Raw genomic sequence first — 14,946 nt, 5'->3', positions numbered from 1 at the left:
TTGCTTGGCACTGCTTTGGATGTTTGGAACGAGATGTTATCCATGAGAAGCCCATATGATCCAATAAATAATAAATAATAAAAATAGGAGGCAATACAAACATTACCTCCTATCTTTCATATTCCCAAGCACCAAGCTTTACCTCTGGCCCAGCGCCCATGGCCTACAGCCACTCTTACAAAGAGTTAAGCACTTCTACCGATGGTGCGAAGAAGTACGCACCGGTTACTGCTGTAGTGAAACGCAACAACTGATCGGTTTTACCGTCTGTGTGGCCGTACATGCTCTCCAGCATCACTTTGAAGTTATGCTGAGTATGACAATATGCAATGAACAACAAGCCGTGATCGCCGCTTACAGAGCCATATGGCAAGCTATGGCGAACTATCTTCAGCCCCTTGCCTTCTTCTTTAATATCAACACGTCCAACGTGTGATGCAGCAGGTACATCTTCCAGTTCAATAGAATCAGGCTTAGTACGACCGACTACTTTTTCCTGCGCCTGTATATTCAAGCGATTCCAAGCCGGTAGGTTATGCACAAAACGCTGTAACATCACAAAGCTGCCACCAGCGAAGTCTCCCTCTTTGATCAGTGCAACATCCTGACGTGCTTCTAGCGTTTTAGGGTTCTCGGTCCCATCAACGAAATCAGTCATATCGCGCGAATCAAGATATTTGAAACCGTAGGTTTCATCCATGATTTCCACATGCTCGGCGATAGGCGAAATAAATTGACGTAGCAGGTAGAAATTCAAATCATGACGGCTTGAATTAAGATGCAGCAATACATCACCACCTGTGGCTGGTGCCGTAACCTGGCCCTCACCTAATGCTTCAAAGTCGTCAAAATCTGCAGGCAGCCCCTTTTCCAGGGATGCCCAGAATGTCTTGCCGAAGGCAATACTGGCACGAAGTTCAGCATCCGGCTGCTGACTGTTTATCTCATCGACCAATGTATGAACTTGCTGGCAGCGCTCAATAAGCGCCTTGTTGTCACCCGTTGCCTTCATGACAACATACAATGCGAATGGTCCTGCTTCAGGCAAAATCAAAGGTTGCGCCGTAGCCATATTTTTCTCCTAACTTATTATCCTTGCTGATACAGCATTATTCTGATCAGAGTATAACGAGAATACAACAAGGAAAATTGATCATTGTCAGCAGAGCAGACTTACACAAGGAAAATCAATCGCGTAGAGCACATATCACCAACGGTTATATCAACGATTACAATGTCATACTTTTCGCTCTCTCACCCTTGCGGGATATAATAACGCTGATAAGGGGACAGGCAGTGGCACAGTGCTAGATACTGCCGTTTAGTCTACGTATTTCAAACCTACAGGCAGCAAAAAACCCGCGATTGCGGGTTTTTAAAAATATCAAGGTAACGTCTAGCGCTTATACCGACGTCACTTCAACTTGAAGCTTCACTTGCTGATCACCACCGTTATCAAGCCCTTCAAACTTTGTTGGGACATTCAAACCAGTAGATATTGTTGGCGACACCAGTGTTCGCCAGCCGCCGTCATCAAGCCGCTCCTGAACCTTGAACGCGATCTTCACTTCTTCCGCGGAGACTTCCAACAGCTCGGCGCTGCCGACTAATTCTCGACGACTATCTTCATTATCGATATTACTACCAAAAAAGACTGTTTCTTCTCCTGGCAGTAATGACAGCGAGGTATTCACTGACTGAGTGCTACCTGTTGCGCCCGTTAGTTCAAAATTTACATCTAATAGCCAATCGGCCATGGCTAACGGGCTTAGCAGTGCGCTGAACAGCACTAACCCTTTACCCCAATCACTCATTGTACTTACCTCTCTACGGGCTTGTCCGCAAATGTATTTCTGACCCTAGAGCTTCTAAGCAGGTATCCACCAAGCCAGAATGTCAGCAGCAGGCTGACCGCTCGGGTCCAACTGAAGGCCCCATGGGTCAACATCAGCTGATACATTTGCAAAACACAATCTGTTGTATAGGTCAGCAGTAGGATCCCTTTCCCGTGCTGCCAGACCAAATTTATTAATTTATTATTTTTGTGTCGGTAACCGGCCAGCCACATATAGATAAGTGCAGGGAGTCCCAACAGCATTGCCAGATATAAGTTATCTCGCAAGGGATACAAAACTTCCAAGATCTGGGCACCTTGCTGGCGACTTGCACCCGCCATGACAAAAATGACCCATCCCTTGGCACTGAACAACCAGCAAAGCCACAGCATGGCTGATGGTTTCAACAAGCCATGCTTGTCGTACGTTTCTATCGGATATAACACTTACTTTCCCCGCTCCTCACTGCTTAATATGCAATGGAGGTTTTCCCTTAATATTTCAATAACCAACGTCTTCTGTGGCTATTACGGGCATAATTGTATAACCGGGGCCGATATAACAACACTATTCAGCACTAAGCACACATTAATCGATCTGGTCACAACCGCTACCCGTAGAGGCAAATTATGTGGTTCAACGCACTGTTTGGATATTGAACTTGCAGTTATGATCACGTTTTACCGGATGAAATCCGTGAAATTTCTAGTTTTATTACAAAAGTCACATCAGGAATAATTATTCTCGATTAGCTAAGCTAAACCTTAATAAACATTAAAATTCATAACCTTAATAGATATTGATGCAATTTAATCCTTGTTCGATTTTCATTCAACTGATGTAAGATTCCTACCACTTTTGATGGATATAAGTTTCCGAAGTGTGCGAATTAATGTTATCAGCGGTATAATTCGGCAAAAGAAAATGATGGTCGGATTAACAATGGTGAACAAGAAAACTCAGGGGTTACCGTCCCCAGAAACCCAAGCAGAAGCAATGAAAATAGCTCGTGCAACCCAAAAACCAGGACAAAACAAAGAGCAAACTAAACTCATTGCCCAAGGGATCCAGCACGGTATTGAGCAATACAAAAAACAGCAAAAAGCTAAAGCCCGTGAACGCGATAAGCTACGCAAGAAGCAAACTAGGGATAGAGGCCAAGACATTGAGCCCACGACTGTAGAAACGACAGAATCGCGGCAAGAGATCGTCGAGAGTAAACAACACTGGCTCCCGTGGTTGTTGTTGCTTGCCTCTTGGCTAGGCTTCATTGGTTACCTTCAACTCGGTTAAATCTCACAAGGATTCATGGATGATTGAACAACATCGTTTTCGCTTTATTCCCTTAGTGGCCATGTTAGGAATGTTGGTTGGATGCGGTAGCCCAGACTCTGCTTCTGAATATGCAACAATAGAGGTAAACCAGCCTTGCGGCGAAAAGCCTAACTGCGTCAGTACCGTCGATACCCGAGAAGCGCACAACTTGGCACCGTTTGAACTTAGCCACAAGGGCCTTGAGCAATGGGAACACATTGAACAGCTGGCGCTGTCTCTTCCAGGAGCCTCCCTCGCCACAAAGAAAGACGATTATTTTCGGGTGGAATGTACCAGCAAAATCTTCCGGTTTGTTGATGATTTCGAAGTCCGAAAACAAGCCAACCAACTCATTGTTCGCTCTGAATCCCGTACCGGTTATTCCGATTTCGGGGTTAACCGAGACCGCGCAGATAGCTTTCGGGTGATGCTGGAGAAAGAAGGGTACTTAACCCTTAACTAAAAACTTAACAGATAAATCGTTGTTATCAAGGCAGATATTACAGTAACTAGTGGCTCTAATTACAAAATATCTAACACAGAGAACAGCGATTTTAACCAGCAAGGCTGATCAAATATTTATGTAGGTTGGTACTACTTGCAGTTCGGGGGGAGAAATGCAAAAGCCATGCTGAGCGGCATGGCTTTCATTTACCGAAGGCAGGATACGCCTCTAGATATTCTTATCCTTACCTAACAACGACAGTAGCATGATACAAATCACCGCTACAGCCGCGAAGCCAGACAGGATAATAACAGGCATGGCCGCATAGCCCAGTACATGCCAGAAGATAGATTCTAATGTACTCATTGTTTCTCCTTATCCGGGCTTACTGCCAACCTTCAATGTCTTTCATATCAGGCAGTTTATGAGCAATACCCTTATGACAATCGACACAGGTCTTATCACCTGACGCTAGGGCCGTTGAGTGCTGCTTCGCACTGCGGCTACCCTGCTCGGAGAAATCCATGTATTCGAATTCGTGACAGTTACGACACTCCTGCGAATCATTTTCTTTCATCCTGTGCCATTCCCGGTTTGCAAGATAACCCCGCCGCTCTTCGAATTTCTCTTGAGTATCAATTGTCCCCATCGCATGAGCCACCAGCTCTTTTGATGCCTGAACCTTACGAACAATTTTATCGGTCCAATTATGCGGAACGTGGCAGTCTGAACAAATTGCACGAACCCCCGAGCGATTAGCAAAGTGAACCGTTTCACGGATCTCTTTCACGATCGGTGCGTGACAACCAGCACAGAATTCTTCGGTGTTCGTGGCTTCCATACCGGTATTGAACGCGCCCCAGAACAACAAGCCGCCCATAAAGCCCATAAAGAGCACCAGACCCACTGCGACCTTACTTGGTGAGGAAAACCTACGCCAAAAGGTTTTTAACATTTTCATTGATAGCCTCTCTTTAAACTGGCTAATTAACGCAGTGCGTCGACACGCTCAAAATCATTCTCAACCAACGGCTTCGCATCCGCTTGTGGCACATGACACTGAAGACAGAAGTAACGAGCCGGTGATACATCGGACAATACCTGCCCTTCACGTGGTGACTGGTAATGCGTCACGCTGATCTTGGTTGCGCCCATTTCATTGGCATTTTTCCAGCTATGACAAGCCAGACATTTGTTGGCATTCTTTGACACTTCGTAATTACGGATCGTGTGCGGTACCAACGGCGGTTGGTACACGTAATCGCTGTCGATCGTACCTTGATCACGAGGGTAGCGCTTCATTGGATCCGCAGCACGGGTAGCTTCCAGCTCGCTTGCACCACGCAATGACTCTAGGCCACCGATACCACCAGGGTTTTGCAACTCTTCTGCACTATGCACAGCACCAGCCAGCACCATGCCTAGTGCCATTACTGCTACGACTAATCGTTTCATTGTATTCTCCGCCTACAGGCTAAACTCAGGTCAAGGTAGGGCTGTCCGGCATAATGTCAGACAGCCAACCTATTCAATTTATTGCTATTTATACTTTGGTGATTTTCACAGGGCACTTCTTGAAGTCGGTCTGCTTCGAAAGCGGATCGGTTGCATCCAGAATCAACTTGTTCACCAAAATACGGGCATCAAAGAATGGGATAAATACCAAGCCCACTGGCGGGCGGTTACGGCCACGGGTCTCAACGCGACAACGTACTTCACCACGGCGAGAGGTAACTAGCACTTCATCACCGCGACGCAGACCGCGAGATTCAGCATCATCCGGGTGCAAGTAGCACAGTGCATCCGGAACCGCTTTGTATAGCTCAGGGACACGACGAGTCATGGTACCGGTATGCCAATGCTCAAGAACACGACCGGTCGACATCCATAGGTCGTATTCTGCATCAGGCACTTCCGGGGCAGGCTCAAACGGTGCAAAGATGATATTTGCCTTGCCATCGTTGTGGCCGTAGAAACGGAAACCTTCACCTGCTGGTACGTATGAGTCATGGCCCTCAGAGAAACGCCACTTGGTCTCTTTGCCATCAACAACTGGCCAGCGCAGACCACGAACCTGATGGTAGGTGTCGTATGGTGCTAAATCGTGCGCTTTACCGCGACCGAACGCGGCATACTCTTCGAACAAGCCTTTCTGAACGTAGAAGCCTTGTGCTTTGGCATCATCGTTCAATGACTGCGCATCAGAAAGTGGGAACTTATCGATCTGGCCATTTTTGAACAGCATGTCGTACATGGTCTTGCCGCGGTACTGTGGTGCTTTCGCAACTAGCTCTTCACCCCATACTTCTTCAACGGTGAAACGCTTGGAGAACTCCATGATCTGCCAAAGGTCAGATTTAGATTCACCTTGCGTTTCTACCTGCTGATACCAAACCTGAGTACGGCGCTCTGCGTTACCGTAAGCACCTTCTTTCTCTACCCACATTGCGGTTGGCAGAACAAGATCAGCCGCTTGAGCTGTTGCCGTTGGGTACGGATCAGAACATACAATAAAGTTATCTGGGTTACGGTAACCCGGCAGACGCTCTTCGTTAATGTTCGGACCAGCCTGCATATTGTTGTTACACATTACCCAGTAAGCGTTCATCTTACCGTCTTTCAACATACGGTCATGCTGTACGGCGTGATAGCCTGGTTTTGGCGGAATAGTGCCTTCCGGCAGTTTCCAAATTTTCTCTGCAATCGCACGGTGCTTAGGATTTGCAACCACCATGTCAGCAGGAAGACGGTGGGCAAACGTACCCACTTCACGCGCAGTACCGCACGCAGATGGCTGACCCGTTAGCGAGAATGGGCTGTTACCAGGCTGAGAGATCTTACCGGTTAGCAAGTGAATGTTATAAACAAGGCTGTTCATCCACACACCACGGGTGTGTTGGTTCATGCCCATGGTCCACAATGACATCACTTTGGTCTTTGGATCGGCGTATTGTTTCGCCAACTCAATCAGCTTCTCTTGTGAAACACCTGACATCTCAGAGGCTTTTTCTACCGTGTATTCAGCAACAGAGGCTTTATACTCGTCGAATGTCATCGCATGCATCGCACCCGAGTTAGCATGTTTCGCTTTCTGCTGCAGTGGATGTTCATCACGCAGACCATAGCCGATATCGGTTTCAGCACGCTTGAAGTTGGTGTGCTTGTTCACAAACGCCCAGTTAACCGCATCATTCTGGATGATGTAGTTCGCGATGAAGTTTGCAATCGCAAGGTCGGTCTGTGGTTCGAAGATCATGCCGTTGTCTGCAAGTTCAAACGAACGGTGGTAATACGTCGATAACACATTCACTTTAACATGTGGGTTGCTTAGGCGACGGTCAGTCAGGCGAGTCCATAGCACTGGGTGCATTTCCGCCATGTTAGAGCCCCAAAGCACAAAGGAGTCAGCATTTTCGAAATCGTCGTAACAGCCCATCGGCTCATCGATACCAAAAGTACGCATGAAGCCAACTACCGCAGACGCCATACAGTGGCGTGCATTCGGGTCAATGTTGTTAGAACGGAAACCCGCCTTCATCATTTTCGATGCCGCGTAGCCTTCCATTACCGTCCATTGGCCTGAACCGAACATACCGACGCCAGAAGGACCGTGTTTCTTCAGTGCTTCTTTCCACTTCTCAGCCATCACATCGAATGCTTGATCCCAAGATACTGGCTGGAAATCGCCGTCTTTAGCATATTTACCATTCTGCATACGCAGCATTGGCGTTTGTAGACGATCCTTGCCGTACATGATCTTCGACAGGAAGTAACCTTTAATACAGTTCAAGCCCTTGTTGACTGGTGCTTCAGGATCACCCTGAGTTGCCACAACGCGACCATTCTGCGTACCGACAAGTACTGAACAACCCGTACCACAAAAACGACAAGGCGCTTTATCCCACTTAATTTTGGTTTCGTCAGAACTAACGATTAAGTTAGTTGCTGATGCTGGCAACGAGATCCCCGCCACAGCTGCTGCCGATGCAGCGGCGTTTGCTTTCACAAACGCGCGTCTTGTCATTTTCATGAATCTTCCTCAGATTGCGAGTCGAACTGTTCGATTTGGTGATACACTAAAAACGTGGTTAAAACGTGTTCTAAGTTATTAATTTTATCTATTGTGTCAGTCACATAGCCCTGATTTTCAGTTTCCAGAACCACGATAATCTTACCTTCTTCACTGTCGCCGTATATTTCTGCATTCGGCATTGCTACGATCTGCTCTTTCACAGAGGTCAGATACTCCGGCTTTACATGAACAACCAAGCTGGAAATGTGTACTTCTTGTAATGCCATCGTTAATTCTCTTCGTTTTTGTGATTCACCATAATGATCGCTGATGCCGGGCATACCGACACACATGCACCACATCCTGTACAGGCTGACGTATCCAGTTCTGGCCGAGCGACACCGCCCACTTGCAACCGAAACCGGATAGCCATTACCTCACATGCATCGCCGCAGCTTCGGCACTCAATATTCCGGTGGGCAAGGCAACCCTCATTAACTTGCGCCACCAAAGGCCATGGCTGCTCTGATTTCGGCTGGAATAAGGGCTCGGGACAAGCCTCGGCACAGCGGTAACAAAATGTGCATTCACCACGCTGAAAGTCGACAGCAGGAAAACCACCGTCGCCTTTGGCAATAATCTGTGTTTCACACGCGTTGATACACTTGTTGCACCGGGTACAGGTATCGGTGAACGTCTCTTCATCCACCACCCAGGGCATTCGCTGCAGGTCAGGCTTGCGACGCCGTGTCATTAACCGACGACGGGAACGATCAAACATTGACTCAGTCCTTCGTAAAATATTATTAATAAAAATAGTGATTACGGGCGGCAGCTTGGCTATAAAAGCAAGGTGTACCAATAAACCGCTTGAATGATTTACAACAAATAATCACAAGCTGTCATTTTTTTATACGACAAGTGTAAATCCCGTAATAAATGCTTAAATACCTAGTAAGGGCTAATTAGGGGCTAAATTTGTCTTGGATCAATAAATTCAAATGCGTGCCCTCTCAATATAGAAAAGCCAATTTTTCTTTTGGGCAGCTAATATTTACCCCGATAGCATTAAAATTACCCGCTCATCCATTAAACATAGACCAGAAATAAAAAGAAAAAACGCTTTCTCTTTATCTTTAAGATAACGATTTAAAAGGAAAATTTGTGAAAAATAGGCCTCTAAAGCCCGTCACTACTACGATTGCTAGAACCATGCTAGCAATCTTGCTTCTTTCTGTGGTCACAACCAGTTTTGCCCTGCTGACCCTAGCGTCTAGCTTAAATGATGCTGAAGCGGTTAATGTCTCTGGTTCATTAAGGATGCAAAGCTACCGGTTAGCCTATGATATCCAGACCCAATCTCACCACCTAGAAGCCCATTTAGATATGTTCGAGAAGTCCTTGTTCTCGCCATCCATGGCTGCACTCGAACATTGGACGGTACCGACCAATATCAAGATGCACTACTACAATTTAATTGGCCGTTGGGAAGATTTGCACCCCTTGCTACACAATGGCAATGAACAACTATTTCTCAGCGAAGTTGTCAATTTTGTCGACCGGATCGATCAATTTGTCTATGAGTTACAAGAATTCTCTATCATCAAGTTGCAGGTGCTGTCGGTCGTGGGGGGACTTGGCTTGAGTTTGATTCTGATTGCGGCTCTGTTCACCATTCATTACACCCAGCGCAAGATCGTGACCCCTCTCAATCAAATGGTCACTGCCAGCGAACAAATACAGGAAGGGAAATTCGAACTCATCCTCGATGTCAAAAGTGATAATGAGCTGGGGATCTTAGCCGGTACCTTCACCACCATGGCGGCAGAGCTCGGCAAGCTATATCGCAACCTGGAGATGAAAGTCGATGAAAAAACCCGCCGCCTGCGCCAAGCCAATGATTCGCTTCAGGTCCTGTATGACTGCTCGCAGGAATTATCCCGAAGCCGCCTCAGCACAAAAAACTTTGCGGTCATGCTCGATACCCTGCTTGATATTGAAGGGCTAACCGCCGCCAAGTTGATCATCGAAGAAAGCAGTGGTAACAACACCGAAATTATTGCAGGCGAGCCGTCTGGCAATAACTGGCATTACCATGATCTTGAGCTAGACGGCCAAGTACTCGGCCAGTTGTGGTGGCAAGACACCCTGCCTTGCCCTGATAAAAACTTGATTGACAACCTGTCCCGTACGCTAGCCCGTGGGATCTACTATAACCGGGCGCAAAAGCAATCTGAGCAGTTATTATTGATGGAAGAGCGTGCTACGATTGCCCGTGAGTTGCATGATTCTTTGGCACAATCACTGTCTTACCTTAAAATCCAAGTCACCCTACTAAAAAGGCAACTTGGGCAAGGTGATCAGAAACAGACCATGGCGATCATCAGTGATATAGATCAAGGCCTTTCAGGCGCTTACACCCAGCTTCGAGAATTACTTAGCACCTTCCGCCTCACAATCAAAGAAGCGAATTTTGGTGAAGCACTAGTAGAAATGCTAAAACCATTGGAAGAGCAAAGTAATGCGTTACTGATTATTGATAACCAACTCTCATCACTCAGTTTGGATGCCCACCACCAAGTACACCTGCTGCAGTTAATCAGGGAGGCTGTACTTAATGCGATTAAGCATGCACAGGCTGACGAAATCATTGTTACCTGCCAACAAGAGTTGGATACCGTAACGATTAATATCAGTGATGATGGAATAGGCTTTGACCCGGCTAATGAAAAGCTCAATCATTACGGCCTAGCAATTATGACCGAACGGGCTTCACGCCTATACGGTACACTGGAAATCAATACAACCAAGGGGACTGGTTGCGAAGTCACCCTTCAATTTCAACCTGAGCCCCAAGGATAAAATTATGACGTGTTGGAAAATTATGATTGTTGATGATCACCCCTTAATGCGCAGGGGGATCAGCCAGCTTCTTAGCTTTGAAAATGATTTCGAGATAATTGGTGAAGCGAGCAACGGTGCAGATGCGGTGTTACTTGCTCAGGAAAAAGATCCCGATCTTATCCTGCTTGACCTGAACATGAAGGGTATGTCCGGCCTCGATACCCTCAATGCCATGCGTGCAGAAGGGATCCAAGCACGCATTGTCGTGCTGACGGTGTCTGACAGCCGCTCAGATGTTAAAGCATTGGTCAATGCCGGTGCCGACGGCTATCTTCTGAAAGATACCGAACCCGATCAACTGATTGCCTTACTGAAACAGGCAATGTGCGGTGGTCAAGCCTTCAGTGATTTGGTCCGCGAGTACCTAGCCGACAACACCGAACAAGATTCCCTGCTTGATACCCTGACTGATCGGGAAATGCAGATCCTAAAAGAGGTGGCAAGAGGATATCGCAACAAACAAATAGCCGATAACCTCTTCATCTCAGAAGCAACCGTTAAGGTGCACATGAAGAGTTTGTTGAAAAAACTCCAAGTGAAATCAAGAACAGCCGCCACGGTGCTTTACCTGGAATCTCAGGGGCAATAATGGGCAAAGCGGGACCCTGCCCCCACACTTTGGGTGCCAACCAAGTCTCGCTATACAGCCCTCCGGGCTTCTCGAGTTCAGTGAACTTGATTGGTAACGCTTATTATTGTGAAAGCACTAAGTAATAAAAAAACCGCACGAATGCGGTTTTTTTATTAACACGATACTGAAGAGATAATATCCCTTTCTTTCGATTCAACCCAGCTAACATCAAACGGCCCCCAATCACTGAGCTGATAGTAGCCATCGTTATGGCGCTTGCCATCTTGGACAAAAGCCAATTCAATGCCAAACCCTGGTAAGGCTTTAAGTACATCCTGAATGGTACGACGTGGCCAACCGGTAATTTCAATCAGCTTAGGAACATTGGGACGATCTAGCTGCTCAACAAGCAAAGCAAGATAAAGACGACGGGCAAAAACCGGATTCAATTCCATTGAGACCTCCATAATTTAAGGTTTTCATTATTCCGACTTCTGCCCAAAGGGTGTTGAGTTTGATCAATATGAGGGAGGATTTCCCTGTATTGGTCGTTATTTTCGGTGATCTAGGTCTCAATATTCAAGACCTTGTCATTCCGGAAACAAAAAATACATGTTTAAACAACAACTTGAAATATCACACAAAAGTACTCTATTCAGCGCTGTATCACAACTTGGCAAGCACTTTTTTGTCATGGCCAGGTATGCATTCTCACACTTATCATTATCCATACTTCATCTTGTCTTCTATACTTTCGCCAATCGCCCCTACACCCGCCTACAAAGGAGCAACTATGACCCCAGCCTTCTGGTGCATTATCGTCATGATACTGATTAACTATTTACTGGCGGGTATTGGTGGCTGGTTGACGGTCCGCCAGACCGGTAAACTCAATATCAACCAGCCACGCATCCAAGACCGCGAACTCACCGGAGCGGCTGCCAGAGTAAAAGCAGCCCAGGCTAATGGCTGGGAAATCCTATCGGTCTTCTCGAGCTGTGTTTTTATTGCCCAGCTCTCAGGTGTACCAGCCCATGAATCGGCCCTGCCCGCCTACTTATTTATCATCAGCCGGGTGCTCTATTTTATTTGCTATGCTTTCAAACTCAGCCCATGGCGTACTATCGTTTTTGTCCTTGGGATCTTGGCCAATATGTGGCTGATAAAACTGGCTATCAGCTACGGCGGCTGAAGCCATTGCACCCCCCGCCTAATCCCGCTATAAAGAGAGACCAAGTTCACAAAACAAGTCAGCCAGAATAACTATGAGTACAATTGCTTACGGCATCAAAAATTGCGACACCATCAAAAAAATGAAGAAGTGGCTTGAAGCCGAAAATATTGAATATACCTTCCATGACTACCGTGTCGACGGCCTTGACCGTGGCATGCTCGAGCAGTTTGAAACCGAGCTGGGCTGGGAAGCCATGGTCAACAAGCGCGGTACCACTTACCGCCAGCTAACCGACGAGCATAAAGCCGGCCTGAACCAGCAAAGCGCGATTGAGTTAATGCTGGAATACCCAGCCATGATCAAACGCCCGCTGTTGGTTCACAACAACAGCTACCACTTGGGCTTCAAGCCTGCCCAGTACCAAGAAATTTTCCAAACGAACTAAGGAAGGATACAAGGATGTCAGATAGCCCGGTTCTCGCCCTGGCGAAAGACTTTATCAGCCGCCAGTCAGTGACCCCTGAAGATGCTGGCTGCCAGGACGTTATGATTGAACGCCTGGAAAAACTCGGCTTTAAAATCGAAACCATGGTGTTTGAAGATACCACCAACCTTTGGGCCCGCCGCGGCACCGAAGCACCACTGTTTGTCTTTGCTGGCCATACAGATGTCGTGCCTGCGGGTAACCTCGATAAATGGCATACCGCGCCTTTCGAGCCAACCATCATCGATGGCTACCTGCATGGCCGCGGCGCAGCCGATATGAAAGGCTCGCTGGCCTGTATCATTGTGGCCATCGAGCGCTTCCTGGCCGAAAACCCTGATCACAAAGGCTCTATCGCTTTGCTAATCACCTCGGACGAGGAAGGGCCTTTCATTAATGGAACCACCCGCGTCATTGATACGCTGGAAGCCCGTAATGAAAAAATCGATATGTGCATTGTCGGTGAGCCATCAAGCACCCATGCTGTCGGTGATGTGGTCAAAAATGGCCGTCGTGGTTCTATCACTGGTGATATCAATATCAAAGGTACCCAAGGCCATGTTGCCTATCCACACCTTGCCGATAACCCGGTTCACCGTGCAATGCCTGCACTGGCCGAGCTGGCTGCAACAACGTGGGACAATGGCAATGCCTACTTCCCGCCGACGAGCTTCCAAATCGCCAACTTATCTGCAGGGACCGGCGCTTCGAATGTGATCCCGGGCGAGTTCCACGTTCAGTTCAATTTCCGGTTCAGTACCGAACTGACTGTCGATGATATTAAGCGCAAGGTCCACTCTGTGCTTGATGCTCACGGCCTAGATTACGATCTCGCTTGGACCTTCAGTGGTCACCCGTTCCTCACCGATGAAGGCACCCTGCTTGACGCTGTGGTCGAAGCGATAGAAGAAGTGAACCATAAAAAACCTGAGCTACTAACCACTGGCGGTACGTCTGACGGCCGTTTCATCGCCCGCACCGGTGCGCAAGTTATTGAGCTTGGTCCCGTCAACGCCACCATCCACAAAGTGAATGAATGTGTGAAGGTCGCTGATCTGGAAAAACTCACCGATATGTACCAGAAAGTGATGGAAAAAGCCCTTTAATGGTTAACCACCCAAGCAAAGCCCGGCAGCATACCGCCGGGCAACTTACCGGGCAAGAGACCAGCCATCTGGTCTCATTAAACCCAACTGGCGGGCACCCTTATGTCCACCAGAAAATGCTCCCGGCCTTTCAGGCACTAAAGGAAGCGGCCAATCAAGCAGGATTTGACCTTCAGCTTGCCAGTGCCTTCCGCCCTTTTGAGCGCCAATTGCTGATTTGGAACAACAAGTTTTCCGGCAAGCAGCCACTGCTCGATAGCAATAGCCAGCCGCTTGATCCTGCTACCCTCGATGCACTTGAGAAAATCCACGCCATCATGCGCTGGTCAGCCCTGCCCGGCGCTAGCCGCCACCACTGGGGAACCGATATCGATGTGTACGCGGCAAACTGCTTACCCAAAGATACACAGCTGCAGCTCGAGCCTTGGGAGTACGCGAAAGGTGGCCACCAAGCTGAGTTCAGCCAATGGCTAGCAACCAATATGGCCGACTTTGGCTTCTATCTTCCCTATGCCGACGATCGCGGTGGCGTTGCGTGTGAGCCTTGGCATATTAGCTACTTTCCCGTGAGCGAATATTTACTTTCACAGCTCACACCAGATCTGCTCAAGCGCACACTTAGCCAATCAGAGCTTGCAGGAAAGTCGCACATACTGGAAAACCTTGATAGTCTCTATAGTAAGTACATAGAGAATATCTGTGAGGTGTAAATGGAATGGCTACTCAACCCGTGGGTTATTAGCATCATCGTCGTCAGCGTGGTAGTTGGTAATATTGCAGCGCTGAAATACACCGCTAACATGAAATTTGGCTACAAGGACAAAGTCAAATACATGTACGATAAGAGTCGGCGTGAGCAAGAGCTCGACGAGCTAATCGAAAAACAAACCGCCAACGACAAAAACCAAGATTTAAAAAACCTCAAAAACCACATATAAAAAAACGAGAGCATCACGCTCTCGTTTTTTTATATCTCTATCAGTCAACTCTTGGCTTTATACCAACCATTTTTCCTACGTAATAAATAGATCAATTACTTATCCAGATTGGTATTAATACGGAAGCACTTCACCATATAAATTTCTGCACTGCCTTAGTAGC

The 14,946-nt window shown here is 47.4% G+C and carries 19 protein-coding genes; 9 read left to right on the top strand and 10 right to left on the bottom strand.

Features of this window, described 5'->3' with window-relative positions; genetic code table 11:
- Positions 1-175: 175 nt before the first annotated feature.
- From NHN17_RS03405 to NHN17_RS03395, 3 genes are all read right to left on the bottom strand, one after another.
- Positions 176-1,072 (bottom strand): Dyp-type peroxidase, encoded by an 897-nt coding sequence (locus NHN17_RS03405; protein ID WP_255040725.1) that lies wholly within the window; start codon positions 1,070-1,072, stop codon positions 176-178.
- A gap of 331 nt (positions 1,073-1,403) precedes the next feature.
- Complete coding sequence (locus tag NHN17_RS03400; RefSeq protein ID WP_255040724.1) at positions 1,404-1,814, bottom strand: hypothetical protein; 411 nt, start codon at positions 1,812-1,814, stop codon at positions 1,404-1,406.
- A 5-nt stretch (positions 1,815-1,819) separates the two neighbouring features.
- Positions 1,820-2,281 (bottom strand): DUF2919 domain-containing protein, encoded by a 462-nt coding sequence (locus NHN17_RS03395; protein ID WP_255040723.1) that lies wholly within the window; start codon positions 2,279-2,281, stop codon positions 1,820-1,822.
- Between the two features lie 496 nt (positions 2,282-2,777).
- Between NHN17_RS03395 and NHN17_RS03390 the strand changes: the two genes are divergently transcribed.
- Complete coding sequence (locus NHN17_RS03390; protein ID WP_255040722.1) at positions 2,778-3,128, top strand: DUF2956 domain-containing protein; 351 nt, start codon at positions 2,778-2,780, stop codon at positions 3,126-3,128.
- A gap of 19 nt (positions 3,129-3,147) precedes the next feature.
- A complete protein-coding gene (locus tag NHN17_RS03385; RefSeq protein WP_373689536.1) occupies positions 3,148-3,612 on the top strand; it encodes a DUF1499 domain-containing protein in 465 nt (154 codons plus the stop codon).
- 210 nt (positions 3,613-3,822) lie between these two features.
- On the opposite strand, the gene NHN17_RS03380 is transcribed toward NHN17_RS03385, so the two are convergent.
- From NHN17_RS03380 to napF, 6 genes are all read right to left on the bottom strand, one after another.
- Positions 3,823-3,960: a TIGR02808 family protein gene (locus tag NHN17_RS03380; protein ID WP_255040721.1), complete on the bottom strand. Its 138-nt coding sequence runs from the start codon at positions 3,958-3,960 to the stop codon at positions 3,823-3,825.
- Between the two features lie 19 nt (positions 3,961-3,979).
- Positions 3,980-4,555 carry a NapC/NirT family cytochrome c gene (locus NHN17_RS03375; RefSeq protein ID WP_255040720.1) on the bottom strand — a complete coding sequence of 192 codons (576 nt, stop codon included), beginning with the start codon at positions 4,553-4,555 and terminating at the stop codon, positions 3,980-3,982.
- Between the two features lie 26 nt (positions 4,556-4,581).
- On the bottom strand, positions 4,582-5,049 hold the full coding sequence (locus NHN17_RS03370; RefSeq protein ID WP_255040719.1) for a nitrate reductase cytochrome c-type subunit: 468 nt from the start codon (positions 5,047-5,049) through the stop codon (positions 4,582-4,584).
- Between the two features lie 88 nt (positions 5,050-5,137).
- Positions 5,138-7,624, bottom strand: coding sequence for a periplasmic nitrate reductase subunit alpha (gene napA / locus NHN17_RS03365; RefSeq protein WP_255040718.1), 2,487 nt, complete (start codon positions 7,622-7,624; stop codon positions 5,138-5,140).
- Positions 7,621-7,893: a chaperone NapD gene (locus NHN17_RS03360; RefSeq protein WP_255040717.1), complete on the bottom strand. Its 273-nt coding sequence runs from the start codon at positions 7,891-7,893 to the stop codon at positions 7,621-7,623. Before NHN17_RS03360 ends, napA begins: the two co-directional genes overlap by 4 nt.
- 2 nt (positions 7,894-7,895) lie before the next feature.
- The gene (napF, locus tag NHN17_RS03355; protein WP_255040716.1) at positions 7,896-8,387 is read right to left on the bottom strand and encodes a ferredoxin-type protein NapF; all 492 of its coding nucleotides are present in this window, start codon (positions 8,385-8,387) and stop codon (positions 7,896-7,898) included.
- Between the two features lie 383 nt (positions 8,388-8,770).
- Here napF and narQ point away from each other — a divergent pair, with 383 nt between their 5' ends.
- Together narQ and NHN17_RS03345 are read left to right on the top strand one after the other, a co-directional pair.
- A complete protein-coding gene (gene narQ / locus NHN17_RS03350) occupies positions 8,771-10,468 on the top strand; it encodes a nitrate/nitrite two-component system sensor histidine kinase NarQ (RefSeq protein WP_255040715.1) in 1,698 nt (565 codons plus the stop codon).
- Between the two features lie 4 nt (positions 10,469-10,472).
- Positions 10,473-11,099 carry a response regulator gene (locus NHN17_RS03345; protein ID WP_255040714.1) on the top strand — a complete coding sequence of 209 codons (627 nt, stop codon included), beginning with the start codon at positions 10,473-10,475 and terminating at the stop codon, positions 11,097-11,099.
- A 155-nt stretch (positions 11,100-11,254) separates the two neighbouring features.
- On the opposite strand, the gene NHN17_RS03340 is transcribed toward NHN17_RS03345, so the two are convergent.
- Positions 11,255-11,536 carry a winged helix-turn-helix domain-containing protein gene (locus tag NHN17_RS03340; protein ID WP_107350603.1) on the bottom strand — a complete coding sequence of 94 codons (282 nt, stop codon included), beginning with the start codon at positions 11,534-11,536 and terminating at the stop codon, positions 11,255-11,257.
- Positions 11,537-11,874: 338 nt separating this feature from the next.
- On the opposite strand from NHN17_RS03340, the gene NHN17_RS03335 reads away from it, so the two are divergent.
- The 5 genes from NHN17_RS03335 (at position 11,875) to NHN17_RS03315 (ending at position 14,783) form a co-directional block, all read left to right on the top strand.
- The gene (locus tag NHN17_RS03335; protein ID WP_255040713.1) at positions 11,875-12,273 is read left to right on the top strand and encodes an MAPEG family protein; all 399 of its coding nucleotides are present in this window, start codon (positions 11,875-11,877) and stop codon (positions 12,271-12,273) included.
- Positions 12,274-12,346: 73 nt separating this feature from the next.
- A complete protein-coding gene (locus NHN17_RS03330; RefSeq protein WP_255040712.1) occupies positions 12,347-12,700 on the top strand; it encodes an ArsC family reductase in 354 nt (117 codons plus the stop codon).
- 14 nt (positions 12,701-12,714) lie between these two features.
- Entirely contained in the window at positions 12,715-13,845 is a 1,131-nt protein-coding gene (dapE, locus tag NHN17_RS03325) for a succinyl-diaminopimelate desuccinylase (protein ID WP_255040711.1), read from the top strand.
- Positions 13,845-14,555 (top strand): M15 family metallopeptidase, encoded by a 711-nt coding sequence (locus NHN17_RS03320; RefSeq protein ID WP_255040710.1) that lies wholly within the window; start codon positions 13,845-13,847, stop codon positions 14,553-14,555. Before dapE ends, NHN17_RS03320 begins: the two co-directional genes overlap by 1 nt.
- A complete protein-coding gene (locus NHN17_RS03315) occupies positions 14,556-14,783 on the top strand; it encodes a DUF2897 family protein (protein WP_255040709.1) in 228 nt (75 codons plus the stop codon).
- Positions 14,784-14,946: the final 163 nt, after the last annotated feature.

This window comes from Photobacterium pectinilyticum (assembly GCF_024357955.1).
Taxonomy (GTDB): Bacteria; Pseudomonadota; Gammaproteobacteria; order Enterobacterales; family Vibrionaceae; genus Photobacterium; species Photobacterium pectinilyticum.
This window is presented reverse-complemented; position numbering and strand designations above follow the sequence as displayed.

Bases quoted from the DNA above. Each gene is read 5' to 3' on its own strand.
- NHN17_RS03400 (WP_255040724.1), bottom strand. From the start codon at position 1,814: ATGAGTGATTGGGGTAAAGGGTTAGTGCTGTTCAGCGCACTGCTAAGC.
- NHN17_RS03375 (WP_255040720.1), bottom strand. From the start codon at position 4,555: ATGAAAATGTTAAAAACCTTTTGGCGTAGGTTTTCCTCACCAAGTAAG.
- NHN17_RS03370 (WP_255040719.1), bottom strand. From the start codon at position 5,049: ATGAAACGATTAGTCGTAGCAGTAATGGCACTAGGCATGGTGCTGGCT.
- NHN17_RS03340 (WP_107350603.1), bottom strand. From the start codon at position 11,536: ATGGAATTGAATCCGGTTTTTGCCCGTCGTCTTTATCTTGCTTTGCTT.
- NHN17_RS03380 (WP_255040721.1), bottom strand. From the start codon at position 3,960: ATGAGTACATTAGAATCTATCTTCTGGCATGTACTGGGCTATGCGGCC.
- NHN17_RS03390 (WP_255040722.1), top strand. From the start codon at position 2,778: ATGGTGAACAAGAAAACTCAGGGGTTACCGTCCCCAGAAACCCAAGCA.
- NHN17_RS03405 (WP_255040725.1), bottom strand. From the start codon at position 1,072: ATGGCTACGGCGCAACCTTTGATTTTGCCTGAAGCAGGACCATTCGCA.
- dapE (WP_255040711.1), top strand. From the start codon at position 12,715: ATGTCAGATAGCCCGGTTCTCGCCCTGGCGAAAGACTTTATCAGCCGC.
- NHN17_RS03335 (WP_255040713.1), top strand. From the start codon at position 11,875: ATGACCCCAGCCTTCTGGTGCATTATCGTCATGATACTGATTAACTAT.
- NHN17_RS03330 (WP_255040712.1), top strand. From the start codon at position 12,347: ATGAGTACAATTGCTTACGGCATCAAAAATTGCGACACCATCAAAAAA.
- NHN17_RS03385 (WP_373689536.1), top strand. From the start codon at position 3,148: ATGATTGAACAACATCGTTTTCGCTTTATTCCCTTAGTGGCCATGTTA.
- napA (WP_255040718.1), bottom strand. From the start codon at position 7,624: ATGAAAATGACAAGACGCGCGTTTGTGAAAGCAAACGCCGCTGCATCG.
- NHN17_RS03345 (WP_255040714.1), top strand. From the start codon at position 10,473: ATGACGTGTTGGAAAATTATGATTGTTGATGATCACCCCTTAATGCGC.
- NHN17_RS03320 (WP_255040710.1), top strand. From the start codon at position 13,845: ATGGTTAACCACCCAAGCAAAGCCCGGCAGCATACCGCCGGGCAACTT.
- NHN17_RS03315 (WP_255040709.1), top strand. From the start codon at position 14,556: ATGGAATGGCTACTCAACCCGTGGGTTATTAGCATCATCGTCGTCAGC.
- napF (WP_255040716.1), bottom strand. From the start codon at position 8,387: ATGTTTGATCGTTCCCGTCGTCGGTTAATGACACGGCGTCGCAAGCCT.
- NHN17_RS03360 (WP_255040717.1), bottom strand. From the start codon at position 7,893: ATGGCATTACAAGAAGTACACATTTCCAGCTTGGTTGTTCATGTAAAG.